This window comes from Pseudomonas sp. C 49-2, from assembly GCF_003970195.1.
Lineage (GTDB): Bacteria > Pseudomonadota > Gammaproteobacteria > Pseudomonadales > Pseudomonadaceae > Aquipseudomonas > Aquipseudomonas canadensis.
The window spans coordinates 53,751-77,038 of record NZ_RXYG01000009.1; the positions used below are offsets into that span (position 1 = coordinate 53,751).

Below are 23,288 nucleotides of genomic sequence, written 5' to 3' on the forward strand. Positions count from 1 at the left end.
AGCAAGCCCGCTCCCACATTTTTAATCGTGTTCCCGTTCATATGAGTGGATACCGGTTCATCGCTATCTGCACTTGCTGCGGATCGATACGCCCTTCATCCGCCAACGCCCGCAGCGCCATCACCACAATCCAATACCGATTCGGCGCCGCCGCCTGCACCGACCCCGCGCCCAGCGCCACAAAGCGTGCATCCACGTGCGCCGCTAACTGATCGACAATCGCCTGCGGATAGCCGGTCACTGCAATCACTGGCGCTGCATTCCCGGCCAGGCAATCGCGCAGGTGGCAACTGCGCTTGGGCCCCCCGGGGTGCAGGCGATTCCAGCGTTCAGCCACTGCACCCTCACGCGCCAGTCGTGTGTAGCTGGGGCAGCTCCACAGTTGCGCGGTGATGTCCCAGTCCTGTTCCAACAGCTGCTTGGCCTGCAGTACCTCTTCAAGCGCCCGGCCTGCGCCGAGCAGTCGCACATCCGCAGGGGTGTCAGGTTGGAGTCGGTACATGCCCTTGAGCGCGGCTTCTCGGTCCTGTTCACTCAGGGGCGCCGCGCTTTCATGATCATGCAGGGCCAGGTAATAGAACCCGGGTTTGCCGTCGACATACAGGCCACGCAACGCCGCCAGTACAATCGCTCGGGCTTCCTCGCCGGAGGCCGGGTCATACGGCGTGCAGCGCGGGTGGGTGGCGAGCCATAACGGCAGGGAAGGCTGCGCGCCCTTGGGCCACCGGGAGGGTTGGTTTTCGATGTCGTTGCACAGGATGCCGCGCTGTTGTGTGGCGTCCGACAACGCACTCAACTGCGCCGACGAGTGCGCGCTGTGCAGGTACAGCAAGGGTTTTTCGGCAGTATTGCGTGCAAACCAACTGGGCCAGTTACCCACACGCCGGGAGTGTGACTGGCCGCGAATCACCCAGGCTTGGCGGCTGAATTCCAGGGTGTTGGCCATGCTCATCACGGTATACAGCGGTGAGCTGTCGACGGTGGCGGTGGTGTTCAATGCGTCGATACAGAGTTGCGCGGCGTGTGCAGTAGTGGCGGACATCGGGAGGTTCACCTGGCGACGAATGCCATTACCCTAAAGGAAATTTGTACATAATTGCAATTGCAATCATTGCAATAGTTCCTCAAAGCCCAGGTGCTAAATCCCGGTAACGCTGCTACGTTTAATCCTTAAGTGCAGGAACGTCATGGCGTAGACATTTTTTCGTCATGACGGCACTTTAGGCTGGCTGTGCAGGTCATTTGTTCACAGCCGCTTTTAACGTCAAGAAGGAGTCCACCATGGACGATTACCAGGAAGAACTGCTTGAGTACCACGCGATCGAGTTGGACCCGCTGGAACCCGCAGACGATGCAACAGAGCTGTAACATCGGCTTCAGGCGGAATGCCGCTGACTGCGGCGAAATTCCCCTGGGGTCTGGTTGTTCCAGCGCCTGAAGGCCCGTTGAAACGCTTGGGCCGAAGCAAAACCGAGCAAGTAGGCGATCTCGCCGAACGCCAGTTCCGTATCGCGGATGTAGGTCATGGCCAGGTCGCGGCGGGTATCGTTGAGAATCGCGCGGAACTGTGTGCCTTCGTCGGCCAGTTTGCGGCGCAGCGTCCAGGTAGGCAGCTTCAAGCGTGCCGCCACTTCTTCCAGGTCGGGTTCCCGGCCGCCATTGAGCATCGGCCCGAGCAACCGGGTAATGCGCTCGCGCAGGCTGCGGGTGCGCGTCAATTGCTCTAACTCTCGCTCACACAGTTGTAACAACAGGTTCCAGGTGCTGGGGCAATGCTGTGGGTTGCGCAGGGCCAGGGTCTGCTGGTTGAGGCGTAATTGGTTGGCCTCGGCGCCGAAGTGGATGTCTCCCAGCATGCTGTAGTGATCGCTGTATTCCGGCGTTTCAAATTCGATGTCGATGCGTTGTGCCTGCACCGGCTGCTGGGCCAGGCTCGACAGTTGATGCAGCCAGCCGGCGATGATCGAGTCCACCACAAAGCGGTTGTAGGCGTTATAGGGGCTGATGGAATAGAAGCGCAGCCAGGCGCCTTCAGCATCTTCGACAAAGCTCGACTGCCCGCGATAATTGGATCCGTACAGCGCTTCGAAGCGGGTGAGTGCACGCGCCGCTTCGCGCACGTTGGGGGCCTGGGCGGCGGTGACGCCCGCCAGTCCGCCTTGGCTCAGGCGGCTGAGTTGGCCCATGCGCAGTCCCAGGCCCGGGTCGCCGGTCAGTTGGATGGCCGCATGGCCCAGGCGCATGTAGCGCGGGATCGACAAACGGGCACCCGCTTCGGCGAGACGTGCCGGGTCGAGGCCGTATTGCAGCAGCAGTGGCTGCGGGTCCAAGCCATGGCTGTGGATGGCGTCGGCCAGGGCGTGCACGAAGCCCACCGACAAATCCCCCAGCCGTACGGGCTTCACAGCCAGACATTCAACAGGCGTGCGCCACGGGCTTCGCCATCGGCGTTGATTTGCCCGTTGCTGCTGAGAAAGCTGTGCCCGGCAGTGCCCAGGTCCCAGAATTGCCCGCGCAGGAACACGCTCATGCCGGCGCTGGCCTGGCTGATGGGTTGCTGGCTGATCAACGTGAGGCGACGCCAGGCTTCGCCCTCACTCAGTTCTTCGGGCTTGAGGCTGATTTCGGTCGGGGTCGACACGCTTTTGAAGCCGCGCCAAGGGCGATCCCAGGTATCCCGACCCAGTACCAAGGCCGGCACTGCGATCAACTGTGCGCCTTGTTCGTTGAGCTTGCGGTAGTTGTCCGGGTACCAGCTGTCGCTGCCCACCAGTACGCCCAAGCGGCCAGCCGGAGTGTCGACCACGCTGACGACATTTTCGTCACCGGGCTCGATAAAGCCACGTTCGTCGTAGATCGGGTAAAGCTGGCGTTGCGGGTTGCCGATCGGCAAGCCATCGGCGGCAAACACCACGCTGGCGTTGTACAAGGCGCCATGGCCAACCCGCAGTTGGCCCTGGCTCACCCTTGGGTTTGGCAGGGTGATGGAGCCGGCGACCAACGTAACGCCGAACTCCTTGGCCAGGCCGCCGAACAGCACTTGGTAGTCCCTCGCCATGCCGTCGGCTTTCATGCGCAGGTAGGCGTCATCGGTGCGGTTGTCACCGGTGGCACTGATCCAGGCGCGGGCGAACAGCAGCGGATTGCTGACCGACAACCAATTCATTGCATCTTTGGCGTGGAGGGCCTGGTACACCTCGTTCTTTTCGCCAGTGAGCATCAACCAGGTACCGATGTGTTCGGGCAGAACCACAATGGTCTTGTCGTTGATCAGCCCTTGGTCGCGGGCTTCTTGCAGGTAGGCCGCGAGCTTCAAGTGCAGGCGTTCCAGGCTCTGGTAGTCGGCCGGGAACAGCTCCGGCTGGATGCCCAGCAAGTTGCCACGGTCGGCTGGCAGGCCTTCGTTGACGGCGAGGGTGATACGCAGGTCCGACAGGTAATGCGCCACGGGGCGCTCCTGGGTCCAGACCAGATACGCGGCGACGGCGGCAACCAGGGCCATGGTGACGGTAAAAGCGAGAAGTTTACGCATGGGGGAACAGACAACAGACCGTGTGCAGGGTTCGCGACTAGGGTAGGGCCCATAAGCCGGCTTGCCAAGGGGCGCTGTGCATTTGGATCAATAACTTGTCAGTTTCGGTCATTGAGCCGTCGTCCACCGCCTCTTAGTCTGTGGGACATAAACCGATGGCAGGCCATTCGAGCCTTCCACGTCCCGTGATGATCCGTTGTGGAGCTTGACCATGACCGCTGCTGCCTACCCGCACCTGCTGGCCCCGTTGGACCTGGGTTTTACCACCTTGCGCAACCGTACCCTGATGGGTTCGATGCACACCGGCCTGGAAGAAAAGCCCGGCGGTTTCGAACGCATGGCGGCTTACTTTGCCGAGCGCGCCCGTGGCGGCGTGGGCTTGATGGTCACTGGCGGCATCGGCCCGAATGATGAGGGCGGTGTGTATGCCGGTGCGGCCAAGCTGACCACCGACGAAGAAGCGCAGAAACACAAGATCGTGACCCAGGCCGTGCACGAAGCAGGCGGCAAGATCTGCATGCAGATCCTCCACGCCGGCCGGTATGCCTACAGCCCCAAGCAGGTAGCACCGAGTGCGATCCAGGCGCCGATCAACCCGTTCAAACCCAAGGAACTGGACGAAGAGGGCATCGAAAAGCAGATCCAGGATTTCGTCACCTGCTCGTTGCTGGCCCAGGTCGCCGAGTACGACGGCGTGGAAATCATGGGCTCCGAAGGTTATTTCATTAACCAATTCCTCGCCGCTCACACCAACCACCGTACCGACCGCTGGGGCGGCAGCTACGAAAACCGTATGCGCCTGGCCGTGGAAATCGTGCGCCGTGTGCGCGAGGCCGTGGGCCCGAACTTCATTATCATCTTCCGCCTGTCGATGCTGGACCTGGTGGAAGGCGGCAGCACCTGGGAAGAAATCGTGCAGTTGGCCAAGGCCATCGAAGGTGCTGGCGCGACGATCATCAACACCGGGATCGGCTGGCACGAAGCGCGCATCCCGACCATCGCCACCAAGGTGCCCCGTGGGGCGTTCAGCAAAGTCACCGCCAAGCTGCGCGGTGCGGTGCAGATTCCACTGATCACCACCAACCGTATCAACACCCCGGAAATCGCCGAGCAGATCCTCGCCGAAGGCGATGCCGACATGGTCTCCATGGCGCGGCCATTCCTGGCCGACCCGGACTTCGTCAACAAGGCTGCCGCCGGGCGTGCCGATGAGATCAACACCTGCATCGGCTGTAACCAGGCGTGCCTGGACCACACCTTCGGCGGCAAGTTGACCACCTGCCTGGTCAACCCGCGGGCGTGCTACGAGACTGAACTCAATTACCTGCCGGTCAAACAGATCAAGAAGATCGCCGTGGTGGGCGCCGGTCCTGCGGGCCTGGCGGCTGCCACGGTGGCGGCAGAGCGCGGGCATCAAGTGACCCTGTTCGATTCCGCCAGCGAAATCGGCGGCCAGTTCAACATCGCCAAGCGTGTGCCGGGCAAGGAAGAGTTTTTCGAAACCCTGCGCTACTTCAAGCGCAAATTGCAGACCACCCATGTCGAGCTGTGCCTCAACACCCGCGTCGATGTGGCGCAACTGACGGCAGGCGGTTACGACGAGATCATCCTCGCCACCGGCATTGCGCCGCGTACCCCGGCGATTCCAGGCGTCGACAACGCCAAGGTGCTGAGCTACCTGGACGTGATCCTCGAACGCAAGCCCGTGGGCAAGCGCGTTGCGGTGATCGGCGCGGGCGGTATCGGTTTTGACGTGTCGGAATTCCTCGTGCACCAGGGCGTGTCCACCAGCCTTGACCGCGAAGCGTTCTGGAAGGAGTGGGGCATCGACACCCAACTGCAAGCCCGTGGCGGTGTGGCTGGGATCAAGGCCCAGGTGCATGCCCCGGCGCGCGACGTGTTCCTGCTGCAGCGCAAGACCTCCAAGGTCGGCGATGGCCTGGGCAAGACCACCGGCTGGATCCACCGTACCGGCTTGAAGAACAAGCAGGTGCAGATGCTCAACAGCGTCGAATACCTGAAGATCGACGATGAAGGTCTGCATATCCGCATAGGTGCCGAGGGCGAACCGCAGGTGCTGGCGGTGGACAACATCGTCATTTGCGCCGGCCAGGACCCGCTGCGCGAATTGCAGGATGGCTTGGTCGCGGCCGGCCAGAACGTGCACCTGATCGGCGGTGCCGATGTGGCGGCCGAGCTGGACGCCAAGCGCGCCATCAACCAAGGCTCGCGCCTCGCCGCCGAGCTGTAAGACCCGGAACGGGGCGGTGTTAGACTACCGCCCCGTTTTTCACGCAGACTCCCTCCGATGGGCCCCTTCGATTGGCTTCCCCATGCACCGCTTGAACCTGTGCGCCTGGATTGGCTGAAAGGCGTCGAGCTGGCCGTGTTGCGCCTGGACCGCATCGACCCGCTGATCAGCGGCAACAAGTGGTTCAAGCTCACCGGGCACTTGGCGCAGACGCCAGATGCGTGCGGCATCATCAGCCTGGGCGGTGCCTACTCCAACCATCTGCATGCGCTGGCGGCGGCGGGGAAGCGTTTCGGTTTTCCCACGGTGGGCCTGCTGCGGGGGCATCCTCAAGACAACCCCACAATCCAAGACCTGAAAGCCTTCGGCATGCAGCTGCATTGGCTGGGCTATGGCGGCTATCGTGCGCGGCATGAGTCGGGTTTTTGGCAACCTTGGCGCGAGCGATACCCGCATCTTCATCCCGTGCCCGAAGGCGGTGGTGGACTCGCCGGTGCGATTGGCTGTGGTGTGCTGGTCAATCAGGCTCGCGCGCAGTTGCCCGCACTGGGCTGGGCGGATTACGACGCGTGGTGGTTGGCGGCGGGTACGGGGACCACCTTGGCGGGGTTGGTGTTGGCAGAGGCGGGCGCGCACCGGGTGTATGGCGCCATGGCGGTGCCGGACGACCACGGCGTGGCACAGAACGTCGATGCCCTCGTGCAGGGCGGCTATGAGCTGGTGAACGCCAGCCGAGGTGGCTTCGGCAAAGTCGACCCGGTGCTGCTCGACTTCATCGACGCCACGCAACAGGCTTGTGGCTTACCCCTGGAGCCGCTCTACACCGGTAAGGCGTTACTGGCCTTGAAGGCGCAGATCGAGGCCGGGCGCTTCACCCCCGGCACTCGCCTGATCTTCGTTCACACCGGCGGCCTTCAGGGCAACCGGGGCTTCACGGGTTAGCGCGCTTGCCCGGCATCATGCGCAACGCCGTGTTGTCCCGCAGGATGTAATGGTGGGCAATCCCCGCCAGCGCATGCAGCCCGATCAGCCAATAACCGACCTTGCCGAACCACACATGCCAGCCTTCGATCTCCTTGGCCAGTGCCTTGTTCTCACCGATCAACGGCGGCAATTCCATCCCGTAGAACATCACCGAATGCCCCTCGGCACTGACGATCAGCCAACCGGCAATCGGCATGCCGATCATCAACGCGTAGAGTGCGAAGTGCATCAGGGTCGCCAACAGGCTTTGCCATTGCGGCGGCGCCGGTACGATCTTCGGCGCCACTCCCAGGCTGCGTGCGAACAACCGCAGCCACACCAGCACAAACACGGTGAGGCCGAACATAAAGTGCATCTCGACGATCAACGTTCGTGCACCGCTGCCTTTGGGAAATTGGCCGCGTAACTCAATGCAGGCGTAGACCACCGCCAGCAGCACCACCATCAACCAGTGCAACGCGATTGACATGGTGCTGTAACGTGTATCGGAGTTTTTCCACGGCATCGCTGGGTTCCTCACTCATCAGGGCAAACCTCCATTCTTTGGTGATGGAGTCCTTTAACTGTATGCCGGTTTTGCGCGGTTTGCCTGGCGTAAGTGCCCTGGTTTTGACCTCGGTCAGTGGCTCTGCGGCATTTCCCCACGGGCCAGCCGTGCGTTGATGTCGGTGATGACCGCAGGCAGGTCATTGATCGTGTCGATCAGGTAGTGCGGGCGCGAGCCTTCGAACATCGCCTCGATCCGTTTGCGCTCGCTGGCCAGGGTCGCGGCATCCAAGCTGCGAAACTGCTCGTAGGTCAGGCCCAGCGCATTGCCGGAGCAGGTCAGGGCCACGGTCCACATGCCGGCGCGCCGTCCTTCGAGGATGCCCGGCACGGTGTCGTCGACCTTCACGCACGCCGCCACATCGTCAATGCCCAGGGCGATGACGTTGGCCAGAGCCTGGGCCGGCCATGGGCGACCGTTGGGCACTTCGTCGGTGGCGACCACATGGTCGGCGATATAGCCGTTGGTGGCGGCCAGGGCGACGACTTTATCCATGACTTGCTTGGGGTAGCCGGAGCAGGAACCGATCTTGATGCCTTGCACACGCAACCGGGCGATGGTGTCGAGGGCGCCAGGGATCAGCGCCGAGTGTTCGGCGATCTTCTCGATCTGCAAGGGCATGAAGCGCTGGTAGATAGCTGTCACGTCGTCATCGGTCGGCGTACGGCCAAAAGCCTTGCGGTAGCGCTCGGCGACCTGCGGCTGGTCGCAAAGGGTGCGGATGTGGTCCCACTTGCCCATGCCCATTGGGCCACGGGCTTCTTCGATGGAGACTTGCACGTCGAATTCGGCGAAGGCTTCGACAAAGATCTGCGTGGGGGCGAAGGAGCCGAAGTCGACCACGGTGCCGGCCCAGTCGAGGATCACCGCCTGAAGGGTGTTGGGGTTCTGATAGTTCATACACAAATCCTGTAGGAGCTGGCGTGCCAGCGATGAACGAAAATGAGGTTTTACAGAATGACCGCGTCGCCGGTGATTGCCGGCAAGCCGGCTCCCACAGGTTGGAGCACATTCATGTCCTGCAGTACTTGCCCGATCACGGCGACGGCTGCTTGCATGTCCGTCGCATCCACATGCCCGATGCAGCCCACACGGAAGGTTTCCACCTGGGTCAACTTGCCCGGATAAAGGATGAAACCCTTGGCCTTGACCCGTTCGTAGAAGTCCTTGAACTGGTAGCGCGGGTCCTGGGGGGCGTGGAAAGTGACGATGATCGGCGCCTGGATTTCAGTCGGTAGGAAGCTGCGCAGGCCCAGTTCGGCCATACCGTCGAGCAGTGCCTGGCAGTTGCGTGCATAGCGTTGATGGCGGGCGGGCAAGCCGCCTTCCTCGGCGTATTGCAGCAGCGCTTCGTGCAGGGCTGCGACTACATGGGTCGGCGGCGTGAAACGCCATTGGCCGGTCTTGGCCATGTAGGCGTTCTGGTCGAACAGGTCCAACGCCAGGGAGTGGCAATTGCCTTGGGCTGCGGCCAGTGCCTGTTTATCGGTGAAGACAAAACCCATTCCCGGCACGCCTTCCAGGCACTTGCCTGACGCGGCGATCAGCGCATCGAAGGGTACTTCGCGGGCATCGATCGGCAGCGCTCCAAACGAACTCATGGCGTCGATGATCAGGCGCTTGCCGTGGGTTTTCACGACCTGGGCGATCTCGGCCAGGGGGTTGAGAATGCCGGTGCTGGTTTCGCAGTGGATCAGTGCGACGTGGGTGATGGCCGGGTCGGCTTGCAGCAGACCGTCCACATCGGCGGCGGTGGTGGGGGCGTCCTCGGCGGTTTCAAAGGTGCTGAAGTCGCGGCCGAGCACTTCACAGATTTTTGCCAGGCGCTTGCCGTAGGCGCCGTTGATCAGCACCAGCACCTTGCCGTTACGCGGCACCAAGGTGCCGATGGCGGCTTCGACGGCGAAGGTGCCGCTGCCTTGCAACGGCACGCAAAGGTGGCTGGCCGCGCCGTCGATGATTGCCAGTAGTTGCTCGCAGACGCTGACGGTGAGGCGGTTGAAGCGGTCGTCCCATGAACCCCAGTCCACCATCATGGCCTGGCGGGTGCGGGCGGAGGTGGTCAGCGGGCCGGGCGTGAGCAGGATGGGCGTCGTCATTACAAGTCCTTGCGAAGCATCGGATGAATCTACGGCGCCTAAATTGCAGTTTGGCTTGTCATCAATCAAATTGTTTGTTGTTATGCGAGCTATCAGTGAGGCCGATAGCTATGAACCTGTTTCAACTGCGTGCATTTGATGCCGTGGCCCGCGAGGGCAGTTTTACCCGTGCGGCGGCGCGGTTGTTTATCAGCCAGCCGGCGGTGACCGGGCATATCAAGGCGCTGGAAGAGCACTATCAGATCCCGTTGTTGCGCCGCACCGCCAGACGCGTGGAATTGACGGAGGAGGGCGCGCGGTTGGCGGCTATCACCCGGGCCATCTTCGGCCTGGTGGACGAAGCGCAGACGATGCTCGAGGCCAACCGCCAATTGCTCATTGGGCACCTGGAAGTCGCGGCCGACGGCCCGCACCTGGTGATGCCGATGATCGCCAGTCTGCGTGCGCGCTACCCCGGCATCACCGTCAACCTGCGTTTGGGCAATGCCCAGGAAACCCTGGCTGCGTTGCTGTCTGAGCATGCGGATGTGGCGGTGCTGACGGAGGTGGAACCGCGCAACGGCCTGCATCTGCAGCCTTTGAGCGAATCACGGATTTGCGCGCTGGTGCCGGCCAGTCACCCGTGGGCCGCGCTGCCCAAGGGGATCCGCCTGGAGCAACTCAATGAGGTGATCATGGTGCTGCGCGAGCCGAGTTCCATCACCCGGCGTACGTTCGATGACGCTTGCCTGGCTGTCGGTGTACAGCCCAAGGTGCTGCTGGAACTGGACAGCCGCGAGGCGGTGACCGAAGCCGTTGCCGCTGAATTGGGCGTAGGCGTGGTGTCGTCGATGGAGGTCAGCCCGGACCCGCGCGTGCGCGCCGTGCCGATCCAGGGCAACGGGCTGGTTAACCGGCACATGCTCGGTTGCATGGAGCGGCGTCGGTCGTTGCGCTTGATTCAGGCGTTTTTCGAGTTGGCGCCCTGACGGTTTTTTGGTGGAACGTTGCGTTTTTGCGCTATAAACTCTGCCCCCAAAGCGCCGGCCAGTAGACGTTTGGGCGCGATGGACAGAAGAGAGTGAGTCATGGGCGCACAGTGGAAAGTCAAACATAAAGAAGCGGCAGCCAATGCCAAGGGCAAGATCTTCGGCAAGCTGGTGAAAGAAATCACCATCGCCGCCCGCAACGGCGCCGACACCTCCACCAACGCCCACCTGCGTCTGGTGGTGGAACAGGCCAAAAAGGCCTCGATGCCCAAGGAAACCCTGGACCGCGCCATCAAGAAAGGCGCCGGTCTGCTCGGCGAAACCGTGCAATACCACCGCGTCACCTACGAAGGCTTTGCGCCGCACCAGGTGCCGCTGATCGTCGAGTGCGTGACCGACAACATCAACCGCACGGTGGCGGAAATCCGCGTGGCCTTCCGCAAAGGCCAACTGGGCGCTTCCGGTTCCGTGGCCTGGGACTTCAACCACGTCGGCCTGATCGAAGCCTCGCCGGACAGCCCGGACGCCGATCCGGAAATGGCCGCCATTGAAGCTGGCGCCCAGGATTTCGAAGACGGCGAAGAAGAGGGCACCACCTTGTTCATCACCGAGACCACTGACCTCGACGCCGTACAGAAAGCCTTGCCCGAGCAGGGTTTCACCGTGCTGTCAGCCAAGCTGGGCTACCTCTCGAAGAACCCGGTGAGCGGTTTGAGCGATGAGCAGATGGCTGAGGTTGAAGCCTTCCTCGAGGGCTTGGACAACCATGATGACGTGCAGGATATGTTTGTCGGGTTGGCGGGCTGACGCTTACCTGCTGACTGACAATGCCTTGTAGGCGTCCGGCTTGCCGGCGATGGTGGTTTCAAGGACGCCATCGCCGGCAAGCCGGGCTCCTACAGGATTTGTGTTATTTCGTTGAAGCTCGGCCGTGCCAGCACATCGCGCTGACAGCATCTTTTCTGCAGCTCGACTAATTCGCTGCTCACCTGTCCTTCAACCCGCTCCAGCAGTTCCCCCAGCAAAATTCCGAACGCCCGCACTTCAATCCGCTGCAATGCCCTGGTTTCCACGCTATCCGCCGTGGCATGGAACGATGCCGCGCCAAAATCCCCCAGCAAGCAGTCGCCGGCTGCATTCCACAGAATATTGTGGCCATACAGGTCACCGTGGGTGATGCCGTGCCGGTGCAGGTGCGCGGCGACCGAAGCGATGCCCCGCGCCATGCGCAGCGCCACTTCCAGGCTGAAGCGAGTTCCCGATTCATAAATGTCGCGAGTGCACGACGCCAGGCTCGGCAGGGCCGCGAGGTTGCGGTAGCTCGGGTCGATCAGGTCCATGACCAGTGCGGCTTGGTCATCCGGGTGGCCGACCACGCGGCCCTCTACCTTGATCAGGTTGGGGTGCAGCCCGGCAGCGATGCAGGCCTGCATTTCGTGCAGCGGCGAGCCATCGCTGGTGATGGTGCCTTTGTAGAGTTTGACCGCGACGGGCTGGCCTGACGGTTTCCACAGGGCCTTGCGGATAATGCCGGAAGCGCCTTCGCCAAGGACTTCGGCCAGTTCCAGCTCTGGCCAGGGAATATTCGGCGTAGCGTCATCACCCGTTACGTCCACGGCCATTTCCACAGGGTTGCCGGCATAGGCCAGCCAAGTCAGGCTTGGCAGTGTCAGTAGCCATTCCGGCAGTTGGGTGAAGCGGTTGGAGGCGATGCGCAGCAATTCGAGGTTATGGCAGTTGGCCAGGCTTTCTGGCAAGTGCGCCAGTTGGTTGCCGGCCAGCATCAGCTTTTGCAGGAGCGGTCGCTTGCCCAGTTCATCGGGCAACTGGCTGATCCGGTTATCGGTCAGGATCAACCAGCGCAACAACGGCGGCAGCGCGGCGGCAGGCACGTGGCTGATCTGGTTGGCCTTGAAGCCGATCATGCTCAGTTTGGCGCATTGGCCCAAGCAAGCCGGCAGCTCGGTGAACAGGTTGTCCGAGCAGAACAGCACGCGCAGGTGGGGCAGCCGGTGCAGGTCGTCGGGCAGGCTGCTCAGGGCGTTATCGCTGAGGTTGAGGATCTCCAGGGAGTCGGCCAGTTCGAAGATTTCCCGGGGGAATTCGGTCAGCCCGCAGGACAGGTCCAGGCGGGTGATACCGGCCAGTTGGCCGGCCTTGAGTTGGGCGAGGGTATGCATGAACGGGGTGGTCACTCGGCAAAGGGGCATCAATGGCGCTCATGATACCGGGTCGGGTGCCGGTTGCGGGTCAGCCTGTTGCAATTGTCCCAAACGGCTGGCGGTGCGGGCGAGGTCGATGGCCTGGCCGCTCAGGGCGAGGTCTAGGGGCTGCGCGCCGATCAGGATCAGGTGCTTGTCCCGGTCATAGAGCACGTCCACCAGGTTGATAAAACGTTGCTGCACGGCGATTGGGCAGTCTGCCAGTTGAGGCAGGCCGTCGATGATCCAGTGATCGTAGTCCTGGCACAGCAGCAGGTAGTCCATTACTGCGGTCAACTGCTCGCAAAGATCGCTGAAGGTGAAGGCGATGGAGCGGCCTGCGCGGTGACGGCAGATCAACGTCCGATTGCCGACGGCCAGGGGCTGTGGTGGGCAGTCGGCAGCGGGAAGACCCAAGGCTTCGCGCTGGCGCGCAGTCCCCGGCCAAACGTACTGACCGCTGGTAAAGCGTTGTGTGCTTTGGGCCTGGGGCAGGCTGCGAAAATCCTGGGGCGAACTGACTTCCAATACCTCCATGCGCGCATCGATCAGGTCGATCACCGGCTTGAAACGCTCGTGGTACAGCGGGTTGGGCAGCAGCCCCTGTGGCGCATAATTGGACGTCACCAGCACCAGCACACCGCGTTGGAACAAGGCTTTGAACAGCCGCGTGATCAGCATCGCGTCGCCGATGTCGTGGACGTGAAACTCGTCGAAACACAACACCCGGCAGTCCGTCAGCAGTTCGTCGAGGGTCACGGCTAGCGCATCGTCTTGCTCACGATGCGTGAACATACCGCGATGCAGGCGCGCGAAAAAGTCATGGAAATGCACGCGCTGCTTCTCGGTAATCGGCAACGCTTGGAAAAAACCGTCCAGCAACCAGCTTTTGCCGCGCCCCACCGGCCCGTGCAGGTACAGGCTACGGGTGGGCCGGCCGGCGAGCAGATGCTGGGTTTCTCGGGCCAGGGCAGCAATGGCTCGGGTTTGTCCGGCACTGAGGGTATAACCCTGTTGCTCGGCTTTTTGCTGGAAGAACGCGGGGATAGGTGAGGCGTCGAGGGCGTCGGTTTTCTTGCCGAGCAGGCGACGGATCAGGGAAAGCGCGGCCAATGCGAGTCACTCTGTATTTCAGTGGTCGCTCACTTTAGGGCGACTGCTGCATTTTGACCAATAGAGAAGGGCGTTGCGTGCTATCTCGAAAAGGCATGTCACGCTTGCAAGCCTGCCCAGACTGGCAGTTTCTCGTTGAGTGACTAACCTTCTACACAGCAGTCACCCCTGTACAAGGATTTGGGGCAGTGAAGGGACGAGCAGTATTGGCAGTCATGGGCGCGATGCTCTGCAGCACGGCTTTCGGGGCGCAACTCCAGGTGGAGGTGCGTATCGACGTGCAGCGGGGCTGCCAGTTGGTGGGCACCACCCGCAGTGCTGGCATCGAGCAGCTTGGCGTATTGGATTTCGGCAGCGCCGCGCGTCTGGATGACCCGGCCGGGCCCCTGAGTGCGGCACTGATCAGTCAGCGCCAGCCACGGCTGGAATGTAACCCGGACACACCGTATCAGGTGCGTGTGGATGGTGGCCTGCATGGCGGCACCGGTGAAGTGCGTTACCTCAGCGCTGCCCCTTTGATCAAACCTATTCCCTATCGAATTTATGCCGACGCCGCGCGGCGCGTGCCGTTGCCGGTGGATGTGCCGATCAGTGGGCGCGTGCCGGACGCAGGCTTCGTCGACCTGCCGCTGTATGGGCGCATCGAGCCGCTCAAGGACATCCCCGCCGTCGGCCGCTACACCGACCTGCTCAAGGTCACTGTCACATGGTAAGCCGCTATCTGGCCGTGATGGCCATGGGAGGCCTGCTGGTGCTGGCGGATGACGCGCAGGCGGCTGTCGCCACCGGGTTTATCCAGGCGCGACTGGTGATCACCGCCAGTTGTGAAGTGAGCAAAGGCGTCGAACGCGCGCCGGTCAACCCCACGGGCGGTACGGCGATGCTCGACTTCGGCAGCCAGGGACCGACTTGGAACAACACGCTGGGCGCAGCGGTCTCCGACGGCGACAAGGCGCCGCTGGCGGTGTCGTGCAACCCCTCGGTCTCAAGCTTCACCGTGACTATCGACGGCGGCACCAACGGCGATGGCACTACGCGGCGCCTGAGCAATGGGCGTCAGATGATTCCGTATCGGCTGTCCGCCGATCCACAGGGCCGCAGCACCTACAGCATCGGCCAGCAACGCAATTTTGTCGTGGCCAAGGGCACCCAGATACCGATCCCGGTGTTTGGCTCCGTGGTGGCAAATACCAGTGCCTTACCGGCAGGGATCTACACCGACACGTTGACGGTGACACTGGACTGGTAACTCAAGAGGATGAACACCATGCATGTACTTGTTTCGCGATTAGGCGCTTGTGCGCTGGGGCTGGCAATGGCCTCCAACCTCAATGCGGCAACCACGGTCACCGGCCAGATCACATCGAGCCTGATATTGATCGCCAGTTGCCAGGTCAACGGTTCCGGTGCCGCGACCGGGCTGAACTTCGGTAGCTTGAACTTTGGCACTACCAACAGTCTGTTCACCAACGCCGATGCCCAGTTGCTTGGCGGCACTGGCACCGGCGGGGCGCTGTCGATCCTGTGTTCCAGCGGCACCACGCCAGCGGTCAAGGTGCGTGCCGGTGCCCATGACGGTGCGTCCCCGGGTGGCAGTCGTGCGTTGGCCGACGGTGCAGGCAACTTCGTGCCCTACGACTTCTACACCGACAGCGGCCACTCCGCGCTGTTGGCGATTGACGGCGTGATCACGCTCGCCACCAGTACCGGCGTGGCGCAAACCGTCAACCTCTACGGTCGGGCGGTGGGCAAGGCGGGGCTGCCAGCCGGCACCTACACCGACACCGTGGCCGTGGAACTGACGTTCTAGCGATGTGGCTCAGAGTGTTGCTGGCCTGTGGGCTGGCGGTGCCGCTGCCGTTGTCGGCGGTGACCAGCCAGAGCTTCCAGGTGAGCGCGACTATCACGCCGGGTTGTCTGATTGTGGGCGGGGGCTCCAATTACGGCGCGTTGACCTACGGCAGTTACTCGGCGCTGGCCACCAGTACGGTCACGGCGGCGCTGACCGGGGGTGTCACCTTGCAATGCACGCCGGGGGTGACATTGAGCATGAGCGTCGACGGCGGCCTGCACAGCAGCACCGGGCGCAATCTGCAGCTCAACAGCGGCAGCGCGCGGGTGGCTTACCAGTTGTTTCGGGATGCGGCGTTCAGCCAGAGCCTGGGGATCGGCCAGAGCGTCAATGTGGCGTACAGCGATGCGAACAACATCAGCCTGCCGATCTACGGGCGGGTGCAATTGCCGGGCAATCAGCCTGGGGGGACATACAGCGACACGCTGCAGGTGCAGCTGACGTGGTAAGGCAATCGGTATAAGGAGTGGGGTTATGCGTTCACCTTCCCGGCGGCTGTGGGCCGCGGGTATTGCCTTGAGTGCGGTGTGCACGGCGGGGTTCGTACAGGCGGCCAGCTCGGTGCTGATCTGGCCCATCGACCCGGTGCTGGAGGCCGATCAACAGGCCAGCGCACTGTGGTTGGAAAACCGTGGAAGCGAAACCGCGAGCCTGCAGATTCGTGTGTTCGCTTGGAGCCAGAGCGGCTTTGACGAGCAATACCAGAACCAGCGCGATGTGATCGGCAGCCCGCCGGTTGCGCGAATCGAGCCTGGGCAGAAACAACTGGTACGCCTGACCCGCACCCGCGAAGTCCCGCCGGGGCAAGAGTTGGCCTACCGCATCATCATCGATGAAATCCCTTCGCCCTTGCAGGTGCCGACACCGCCGGAGGGCAAGAACACTGCGGCGGCGATTCGCTTCCAGATGCGTTACTCGGTGCCGCTGTTTGCCTATGGCGCCGGCCTGTGGAGCAAGGAAGACAGCACACGCCAGCGCGACCCCAAGGGAGCAGGCAAGCCAGACTTGAGCTGGCACAAGGTTACGGTGGCGGGGCGCAACTACATCGAGGTGCGTAACCAGGGCGCCGTGCATGCGCGCCTCACCGATGCCTCATTCAAACAGGGCGGCCAGACCAAACCCCTGGTGGATGGCCTGTTGGGCTACGTGCTACCGGGCGCGACCATGCGTTGGCCAGTGCCGGATGCGCTGTCGGCTGATCAGCCCCTGCAAGTCAGGGTCAACGGTGCGCAACAGTTGGAGAACCTGGCGCCGAAGCGGTAACCGATTGTAGCGGGGCGGGACGCTCCGGGATTTAAACGGATGGAGATGTCCATTGAAGGACACAACGCCATGTGTGAGTCGTGGTCGGGCTCGTCGTCTATGGCCGTCGGTGGCAGTGGTAAGCGGGCTATGGGCCGCAATGGTTGCGCCCCAGGGCGTGGCTGGCGACCTGCCACCGCCGCCGAGCAGTATGGAGGCTGTCGCCGATGCACAGTTGTTTCTGGAGCTGGTGGTCAACCAGATGGACACCGGTCGCGTCATCGCGGTCGATCAACGTGCCGGGCAACTCTATGTCCCCGCCAGTGCGTTGCAGGATGTAGGCATGAAGCTACCCGGTGACCTGAGTGGCAGCGTGGCGTTGGACACCATCCCAGGCCTGCACAGTGACTACGACAGCAATGGTCAACGCCTGCTGCTGGATGTGCCGCCTGCCTGGCTGAAGGAACAGTTCATCGGCAACCGCAACACCTACCCGCGCACCCAGGCGATGAGCAGTTTCGGCGCCTTGCTCAACTATGACCTGTACTTCAACGATACCGACGAAGGCGGCAGCTACCTCGCCGCCTGGAACGAAGTGCGGCTGTTCGACAACTGGGGCACCTTGTCCAATACCGGGCAATACCGCCAGACCTTGGCCGATGGCGTCAGCAGCAGTACCTTCAACAACGGCTACCGGCGCTATGACACCACCTGGCGTTTCTCCGATGACGAACGACTGCTGACCTACGAGGCCGGTGACGTGATCAGCGGCGCCTTGCCCTGGAGCAGCTCGGTGCGTCTGGGTGGGGTGCAATTTTCACGGGACTTCGCCGTGCGCCCGGACCTGGTGACCTACCCCTTGCCGCAATTTGCCGGTGAGGCCGCGGTGCCGTCGTCGGTGGACCTGTTTATCAACGGCTACAAATCCGACAGCGCGTTGCTGCAACCAGGGCCTTACACCCTGACCAACGTGCCATTTATCAATGGTGCCGGTGAGGCGGTGGTGGTGACCACCGACGCGCTGGGTCGCCAGGTGTCGACCACGGTGCCGTTTTATGTGACGAGTTCGCTGCTGCAAAAAGGCCTGACGGATTTCTCGGTGGCCGCCGGTTCCTTGCGCCGGGAATACACCTTGAAGGATTTCGCCTACGGGCCTGGCGTTGCCAGCGGCACCTTTCGTTATGGTTATTCCGACAACCTGACTCTGGAAAGCCACGCCGAAGCCTCCAGTGACCTGACCCTCGGCGGCCTGGGTGGCAACCTGCGGCTGGGCAACTTCGGCGTGCTCAACACTGCCGTCAGCCAAAGCCAGTTCGAAGGGCGCAGCGGCCAGCAACTGAGCCTGGGGTATTCATACAACAGCACGCGCTACAGCCTGTCGTACCAGCGGGTCGAACGGCGCGACGAGTACGCCGACCTGACTCTGGTCGACACTCCCTATGCCAGCCTCAGCAAACGCAGCGAGCAAGTGACCTTGAGCCTCAACCTTGAGCGCTTCGGCAGCCTGGGCGTAGGTTACTTCGACGTGCAGGCAGCGGACGATTCGCGCACGCGCTTGCTCAACCTGAGCTGGAGCAAACCCCTGTGGCACAACACCAGTTTCTACCTGTCGGCCAACCGTGAGATCGGCGACAGTAACTGGGCGATGCAGGCGCAGTTGGTTATCCCGTTCGACCTCAACGGCAGCCTGGCCGTGAGTACCGAGCGCAGCAAGGATGGCGCCAGTCGCCAGCGCCTCAACTACAGCCACGCGGTGCCGAGCGAAGGCGGTGTGGGTTACAACCTCGGTTATGCCCAGGGCGACGGACCGGCGTACCGCCAGGCCGACCTGACCTGGCGCTTGCAGTCGGTGCAGTTGCAGGCCGGCGTGTACGGCAGCAGTGACGCCGAGACGCGTTGGGCGGATGCCAGTGGCTCGCTGGTGTGGATGGGCGGCGATATGTTTGCCGCCAACCGTATCAATGATGCGTTTGTGGTGGTGAGTACTCAGGGCTTCGCCGGGATCCCGGTGCGCTATGAAAACCAGCTGGTGGGTGAAACCGACCGTAATGGCCACTTGCTGGTGCCGTGGAGCAGCGCGTACTACCGCGGCAAGTACGAAATCGATCCGCTGAACCTCCCGCTCAACGTGCAAAGCCCGAATGTGGAGCAGCGTGTGTCGGTGCGCCGTGGCAGCGGCTACCTGCTGGAGTTTCCATTGCGTCGGGTGCTCGCAGCCAGTGTCACGCTGGTGGACACCCAACATCAGGAATTGCCCCTCGGCAGCCTGGTGGTGCATGAGCAAAGCAGCCAGCAGGCGGTGGTGGGCTGGGATGGCCTGGTGTACCTGGAAAACCTCTCGGCCCATAACACGTTGCAGGTCACGTTGGGTGAAGGGCGTACTTGCCAGGCGCGGTTCGAGATGGACGAGCAGCAACAGGGCGTGCCGTTGATTGGGCCGTTGGTGTGCCAATGAGAGGGCGCGGCATTGCGTTGATAGGCAGTTTGCTGCTCTGCGGTAGTGCGTCGGCCGCTTGCTCGGTGGTGGCGACCGCGCCGGTCAGTTTTGGCTCCGTCAGCTCAATGACGGTGAACACGACGGCGCAAGGCAGTTCCACTGCCAATGCTGGGCTGCGCTGCACGCCGACCCTGATCGCGCTGGTGCCGGGCAGCGATCACTTCATTGCCACAATTACCTCTGCCACGTCAGGTATGGTGGGACCGACCGGAGACGTGATCGGTTACACGATCTATGGCAATAACAGCGCCAGTTTCCCTATCAATCGCGGGGTGGCTTTCGATTTTGGTACCAATGGCATTGCCTCGTCCTTTGGCTTGGTCGCCGGGCCCGGTGCCAAAACCCTGCCGTTGTATGTCGGGAGCATTACCGGCAGCAACGTGGCAGCGGGGGTCTATACCGAGACCTTGAACATTGTCTGGAGTTGGGACTATTGCTCACTGCTGAGCCTGGGCAATGTGTGCCTCGCACGCGACAAGAGTTCCAACCCGCCGGTGGCGACCCTGACAGTGAGCATGACGGTCACCAACGACTGCCAGATCACCGCGCCCAATATCAGCTTTGGCAGCGCCCCGGTCATCAGCGGATTTACCGCCGTGACCGGGCAGACCATCAATATCGCCTGCACCAAGGGCAGTGCCTACAGCGTAGGGTTGAGCGACGGCCAGAACGCCGTCAGCGTGGGCGGTCGGCGGCGGATGATTTCGGGCAGTAACTACCTGGCCTATGACATCTTCAAAAGCGCTGGCACTACGCGCTGGGGTAGCGTCGGCGCTGCACGGCGCGCCAGCTCCACCGCCGAGATCAACCCCGGCAATGGCTTGGGCACCGGCAGCCAGGTGTTCAACTACAACGCCAGGATCTACACCGATCAGACCACGCCACCCGCCGGCACCTACCTGGACAATGTGGTGCTCGACGTCGGTTTCTAGAACTTCAGCAGCGGCGGGCCGGGCTGATCCACCGGGCTGACCACCGCATAGTTGTAGCCGGCACCCGACCAGTACTGCGCCTGCAAACCATCGGCACTGCGGCTGCCCCTTGGCAGGAAACCGTTTTCCGGTCCCGGTGGGCGGATATAGAAACTGATGCGCCGGCCTTGCGGGTCCTCATACAGCACCATGGCCGCGGCGCCTTGCTCGGTGGTCAGCAGGCGCCCGCTGACCGGTGTGAACCCGGAAGCACTCAGGTCCGGCAGGCGGTGTGCCTGGTTGAAGTAGCGGTCGAGCCAGGCCTGCATCGTGCCACTGCCCTGCACTTTGTAGTCGGCGGGCATGATGCCGTCCTGGGCGAATAAGCGGAACGCCTGCATCGCGTCGGCCATGGGCAGTTGGGCGGGTTGGGTGGCTTCACGGGCGTGCCAGCCACCGATACCGCCGAGGCTGATAGCGATCAGCAGCACGGCAGCCGTAGCAAAATGGCGCTGTGATTGACGCTTGATGCGCTGGCGGATCAGCGCCGGGTCCAGGTCCGGGTTGGCCGGCAGTTGCAGGGCACCGCCCAGCGCGGCACGCAGCAACTGCGCGTCGTGTTGCCAGGCGTGGACCTGGGCGGCGACATCCGGGTGGGCGGCCAAGTAGGTTTCAAGCACGCGGCGATCACTCTCCAGCAGTTGGTGATCGACGTAGGCATGCAAATCGCGTTCGCTGGGGGGCAGGCTGATCATTTGAGTATCCGCAGGGAAGGGCTGGCAATTTCGCCATCACTGAGTTGACGCAAGGCTTGGCGCGCCCGGGACAGGCGCGACATCACGGTGCCGATGGGCACCTCAAGAATCTCGGCGATTTCCTTGTAGCTCAGGCCTTCGACCGACACCCACAGCAGCAGCGCGCGCTGCTCGGTGTTGAGTTGATCGAAGGCTTGCAGGGTCGCTTGGGCGATCACCGTACGTTCCACCGACGGCTGCGCATCGTCGCGTCCGGTGAAGAATTCCAGCATGCGCGCGTAGCGCCGGGTGCGACGGTGGGCATCGAGGAACTGCCGGTAGAGGATCGAAAACAGCCAGGCGCGCAAGTCGCCTTCAACGCGTTTGTCGGCCCAGCTGATGATCGCCCGCTCCAGGGTCGACTGCACCAGGTCGTCGGCGCTGCTGGCGTTACGGGTCAGCGACACGGCAAAACGCCGCAGCCTGGGGATGAGTTCACGTAACTGTTCGTCGAGTTCATGCATGGGAATCTGGCTGGTCACTACGCTGGGACTAGAGAGACGTGCGGCGTGAACGGTTATTCCCGATCCTGGGAAATAAATCAAAGGCCAGGGAATAGAGCCGATCGGCGTTCGTCTTAATGCTCCGACCTTATGTTCACCTCTCCTTATGTTCACCCCTAAGGCCTTCGGCCCTGGAGTTCCTTCATGGTAGATCACTCATCACCGCCCCGTCCTCCGCTGAGCACTGCGAGCCTGATCGCGCGCCTGGCAGGTATCGGTGCCGTGGTTGCGGTTGTGGCGGGGGCTTTCGCCTACGTCAATGGCACCCTCGACCCACAGCGCCTGCGTCCTAAAACCCTGGTCAATGCCCTGGAAACCAACAACGGCGTGCACCCTGGCTTCCGGCGTAACCACGCCAAGGGTGTGTGCGTGGCCGGGTATTTCGAGAGCAGTGCCGAAGGCCGTGCCTATTCCAGCGCCCAGGTATTCAGCGAGGCCAGGACGCCGTTGATCGGTCGGTTCGCCTTGCCGAGCGGTAACCCCTACGCGCCGGACAGCAGTGTGCCGATCCGCAGTTTTGCCGTGCAATTCAGCCAGGCCAACGGCCAGCAGTGGCGCACCGGCATGAACAGCATGCCAGTGTTTCCGGTGGGCACGCCCGAGGCGTTCTACCAAATGCTCAAGGCCGGTGCGCCGCAGCCTGCCACCGGCAAGCCGGACCCGGCGAGCATGCCGGCATTTTTTGCCGCCCATCCCGAGACTGCGCCGTTCCTGGCGTGGGTCAAGACCGCCAAGCCTTCGGCCAGTTATGCGACCGAAACCTACAATGGGATCAACGCGTTCTTCCTGGTAGGGGCCGATGGCAAGCGCCAGGCCGTGCGTTGGGGCGTGGTGCCGCAGCGTCAGGATGCGGCGGGCGATCTCGCCGCCGCCGGCAGTGATTTCCTGGAAAAGGACTTGGTCCAGCGCCTGGCAATCGGGCCGTTGCGCTGGCAGTTGAACATGACCCTGGCCAACCCCGGCGACCCCGTGGACGATGCAAGCAAGGCCTGGACTGGCGAGCATAAAGTCATCAACGCCGGCACCTTGGTGCTGCAAAGCAGCCAGCCGCAGGCTGATGGCGATTGCCGTGATATCAATTTTGATCCACTGATTCTGCCCAGCGGCATCGAAGCCTCCAATGACCCGTTGCTGGCCGCTCGTTCGGCGGCGTACGCCAGTTCGTACCTGCGTCGTGCCGGTGAAGTCAGCCCGTTGCACAGCGCCCCTCAGGAGTCGAAACCATGAATGCTCAACCGCGGTTTTTCGCACCCCTGGCGCGCCTGCTGCACTGGCTGATGGCGCTGATGGTCATCGCCATGCTGTTTATCGGTGCGGGCCTGGCGGCTTCTGTTTCGGAGCGCCATGAATGGTTGATCCACCTGCACAAGCCGTTGGGGATCGCGATCCTGGCCTTGGTGATCGTGCGCTTGGTCGTGCGCTTCGCCACACGCCAACCGCCGTTGCCTGCCGACTTGCCGCTGTGGCAAGTACTGGCGGCCAAGGCGTCCCATCTGGTGTTGTATGCCCTGATGCTGGTGTTGCCGCTGCTGGGCTGGGCGATGATTTCGGCGGCCGGCGACCCGGTGATGCTCAGCAGTTCGGTGCAGTTGCCGGCGCTGGTGGGGGCGAATGCGCCGTTGTTCGCGGTGCTGCGCAGGGCCCATGGATTTCTGGCGTACCTGCTGTTCCTGACCGTGCTGTTGCACTTGGCGGCGGCGCTGTTCCATGGGTTCATCCGCCGCGATGGTGTGTTGCAAAGCATGACTGGGAGTAAACGCTGAGTGTGTAGGAGCCGGCATGCCGGCTCCTTGG

The 23,288-nt window shown here is 62.5% G+C and carries 24 protein-coding genes; 14 read left to right on the forward strand and 10 right to left on the reverse strand.

Annotation, left to right across the window (positions count from 1 at the left end; genetic code table 11):
* Positions 1–37: 37 nt before the first annotated feature.
* Positions 38–1,042 carry a pyruvate dehydrogenase gene (locus EJ576_RS18525; protein WP_126570836.1) on the reverse strand — a complete coding sequence of 335 codons (1,005 nt, stop codon included), beginning with the start codon at positions 1,040–1,042 and terminating at the stop codon, positions 38–40.
* A 200-nt stretch (positions 1,043–1,242) separates the two neighbouring features.
* Here EJ576_RS18525 and EJ576_RS30030 point away from each other — a divergent pair, with 200 nt between their 5' ends.
* Positions 1,243–1,368: a hypothetical protein gene (locus EJ576_RS30030; RefSeq protein WP_256656620.1), complete on the forward strand. Its 126-nt coding sequence runs from the start codon at positions 1,243–1,245 to the stop codon at positions 1,366–1,368.
* Positions 1,369–1,376: 8 nt separating this feature from the next.
* On the opposite strand, the gene EJ576_RS18530 is transcribed toward EJ576_RS30030, so the two are convergent.
* On the reverse strand, positions 1,377–2,405 hold the full coding sequence (locus EJ576_RS18530; RefSeq protein ID WP_126570837.1) for an AraC family transcriptional regulator: 1,029 nt from the start codon (positions 2,403–2,405) through the stop codon (positions 1,377–1,379).
* Positions 2,402–3,532, reverse strand: coding sequence for a carbon-nitrogen hydrolase family protein (locus EJ576_RS18535; RefSeq protein WP_122729183.1), 1,131 nt, complete (start codon positions 3,530–3,532; stop codon positions 2,402–2,404). Before EJ576_RS18535 ends, EJ576_RS18530 begins: the two co-directional genes overlap by 4 nt.
* A 211-nt stretch (positions 3,533–3,743) precedes the next feature.
* Between EJ576_RS18535 and EJ576_RS18540 the strand changes: the two genes are divergently transcribed.
* On the forward strand, positions 3,744–5,783 hold the full coding sequence (locus EJ576_RS18540) for an NADPH-dependent 2,4-dienoyl-CoA reductase (RefSeq protein ID WP_122729181.1): 2,040 nt from the start codon (positions 3,744–3,746) through the stop codon (positions 5,781–5,783).
* 57 nt (positions 5,784–5,840) lie between these two features.
* Entirely contained in the window at positions 5,841–6,725 is an 885-nt protein-coding gene (locus EJ576_RS18545; RefSeq protein ID WP_126570838.1) for a 1-aminocyclopropane-1-carboxylate deaminase/D-cysteine desulfhydrase, read from the forward strand.
* Here the strand turns inward: EJ576_RS18545 and EJ576_RS18550 are convergent.
* The 3 genes from EJ576_RS18550 to EJ576_RS18560 all read right to left on the reverse strand — a co-directional run bounded on the left by EJ576_RS18550 (position 6,715) and on the right by EJ576_RS18560 (position 9,413).
* Positions 6,715–7,272: a cytochrome b gene (locus EJ576_RS18550; protein WP_028616919.1), complete on the reverse strand. Its 558-nt coding sequence runs from the start codon at positions 7,270–7,272 to the stop codon at positions 6,715–6,717. The two genes, EJ576_RS18545 and EJ576_RS18550, sit on opposite strands and share 11 nt — an antisense overlap.
* A 114-nt stretch (positions 7,273–7,386) precedes the next feature.
* Positions 7,387–8,214, reverse strand: coding sequence for a phosphonoacetaldehyde hydrolase (gene phnX, locus EJ576_RS18555; protein WP_095016794.1), 828 nt, complete (start codon positions 8,212–8,214; stop codon positions 7,387–7,389).
* 50 nt (positions 8,215–8,264) lie between these two features.
* Positions 8,265–9,413 carry a 2-aminoethylphosphonate--pyruvate transaminase gene (locus EJ576_RS18560; RefSeq protein ID WP_126570839.1) on the reverse strand — a complete coding sequence of 383 codons (1,149 nt, stop codon included), beginning with the start codon at positions 9,411–9,413 and terminating at the stop codon, positions 8,265–8,267.
* A gap of 110 nt (positions 9,414–9,523) precedes the next feature.
* Here EJ576_RS18560 and EJ576_RS18565 point away from each other — a divergent pair, with 110 nt between their 5' ends.
* Both EJ576_RS18565 and EJ576_RS18570 read left to right on the forward strand, forming a co-directional pair.
* A complete protein-coding gene (locus EJ576_RS18565; protein WP_126570840.1) occupies positions 9,524–10,381 on the forward strand; it encodes a LysR substrate-binding domain-containing protein in 858 nt (285 codons plus the stop codon).
* A 99-nt stretch (positions 10,382–10,480) separates the two neighbouring features.
* Positions 10,481–11,188: a YebC/PmpR family DNA-binding transcriptional regulator gene (locus EJ576_RS18570; RefSeq protein WP_028616915.1), complete on the forward strand. Its 708-nt coding sequence runs from the start codon at positions 10,481–10,483 to the stop codon at positions 11,186–11,188.
* A gap of 89 nt (positions 11,189–11,277) precedes the next feature.
* On the opposite strand, the gene EJ576_RS18575 is transcribed toward EJ576_RS18570, so the two are convergent.
* Entirely contained in the window at positions 11,278–12,561 is a 1,284-nt protein-coding gene (locus EJ576_RS18575) for a protein kinase (RefSeq protein WP_126570924.1), read from the reverse strand.
* 39 nt (positions 12,562–12,600) lie between these two features.
* Entirely contained in the window at positions 12,601–13,695 is a 1,095-nt protein-coding gene (zapE, locus tag EJ576_RS18580; protein ID WP_122729172.1) for a cell division protein ZapE, read from the reverse strand.
* 224 nt (positions 13,696–13,919) lie between these two features.
* On the opposite strand from zapE, the gene EJ576_RS18585 reads away from it, so the two are divergent.
* From EJ576_RS18585 to EJ576_RS18615, 7 genes are all read left to right on the forward strand, one after another.
* On the forward strand, positions 13,920–14,408 hold the full coding sequence (locus EJ576_RS18585) for a spore coat U domain-containing protein (RefSeq protein ID WP_178083556.1): 489 nt from the start codon (positions 13,920–13,922) through the stop codon (positions 14,406–14,408).
* Positions 14,402–14,944 carry a spore coat protein U domain-containing protein gene (locus EJ576_RS18590; RefSeq protein ID WP_126570841.1) on the forward strand — a complete coding sequence of 181 codons (543 nt, stop codon included), beginning with the start codon at positions 14,402–14,404 and terminating at the stop codon, positions 14,942–14,944. Before EJ576_RS18585 ends, EJ576_RS18590 begins: the two co-directional genes overlap by 7 nt.
* Before the next feature lie 18 nt (positions 14,945–14,962).
* Entirely contained in the window at positions 14,963–15,505 is a 543-nt protein-coding gene (locus EJ576_RS18595) for a spore coat protein U domain-containing protein (protein WP_025999725.1), read from the forward strand.
* A gap of 2 nt (positions 15,506–15,507) precedes the next feature.
* Positions 15,508–15,996: a spore coat U domain-containing protein gene (locus tag EJ576_RS18600; RefSeq protein ID WP_028616910.1), complete on the forward strand. Its 489-nt coding sequence runs from the start codon at positions 15,508–15,510 to the stop codon at positions 15,994–15,996.
* A gap of 25 nt (positions 15,997–16,021) precedes the next feature.
* Positions 16,022–16,810: a molecular chaperone gene (locus EJ576_RS18605; RefSeq protein WP_122729167.1), complete on the forward strand. Its 789-nt coding sequence runs from the start codon at positions 16,022–16,024 to the stop codon at positions 16,808–16,810.
* Between the two features lie 139 nt (positions 16,811–16,949).
* Positions 16,950–19,244 carry a fimbria/pilus outer membrane usher protein gene (locus EJ576_RS18610; RefSeq protein WP_123475541.1) on the forward strand — a complete coding sequence of 765 codons (2,295 nt, stop codon included), beginning with the start codon at positions 16,950–16,952 and terminating at the stop codon, positions 19,242–19,244.
* Entirely contained in the window at positions 19,241–20,218 is a 978-nt protein-coding gene (locus EJ576_RS18615) for a spore coat U domain-containing protein (RefSeq protein ID WP_122729163.1), read from the forward strand. The genes EJ576_RS18610 and EJ576_RS18615 overlap by 4 nt, the downstream gene beginning before the upstream one ends.
* Here EJ576_RS18615 and EJ576_RS18620 read toward each other — a convergent pair.
* Together EJ576_RS18620 and EJ576_RS18625 are read right to left on the reverse strand one after the other, a co-directional pair.
* Complete coding sequence (locus EJ576_RS18620; protein ID WP_126570842.1) at positions 20,215–20,952, reverse strand: anti-sigma factor; 738 nt, start codon at positions 20,950–20,952, stop codon at positions 20,215–20,217. The two genes, EJ576_RS18615 and EJ576_RS18620, sit on opposite strands and share 4 nt — an antisense overlap.
* Positions 20,949–21,455, reverse strand: coding sequence for an RNA polymerase sigma factor (locus EJ576_RS18625; RefSeq protein WP_122729159.1), 507 nt, complete (start codon positions 21,453–21,455; stop codon positions 20,949–20,951). Before EJ576_RS18625 ends, EJ576_RS18620 begins: the two co-directional genes overlap by 4 nt.
* Positions 21,456–21,638: 183 nt before the next feature.
* On the opposite strand from EJ576_RS18625, the gene EJ576_RS18630 reads away from it, so the two are divergent.
* Complete coding sequence (locus EJ576_RS18630) at positions 21,639–22,721, forward strand: catalase family peroxidase (protein WP_122729157.1); 1,083 nt, start codon at positions 21,639–21,641, stop codon at positions 22,719–22,721.
* A complete protein-coding gene (locus tag EJ576_RS18635; protein WP_028616903.1) occupies positions 22,718–23,257 on the forward strand; it encodes a cytochrome b in 540 nt (179 codons plus the stop codon). Before EJ576_RS18630 ends, EJ576_RS18635 begins: the two co-directional genes overlap by 4 nt.
* Positions 23,258–23,288 lie beyond the last annotated feature (31 nt).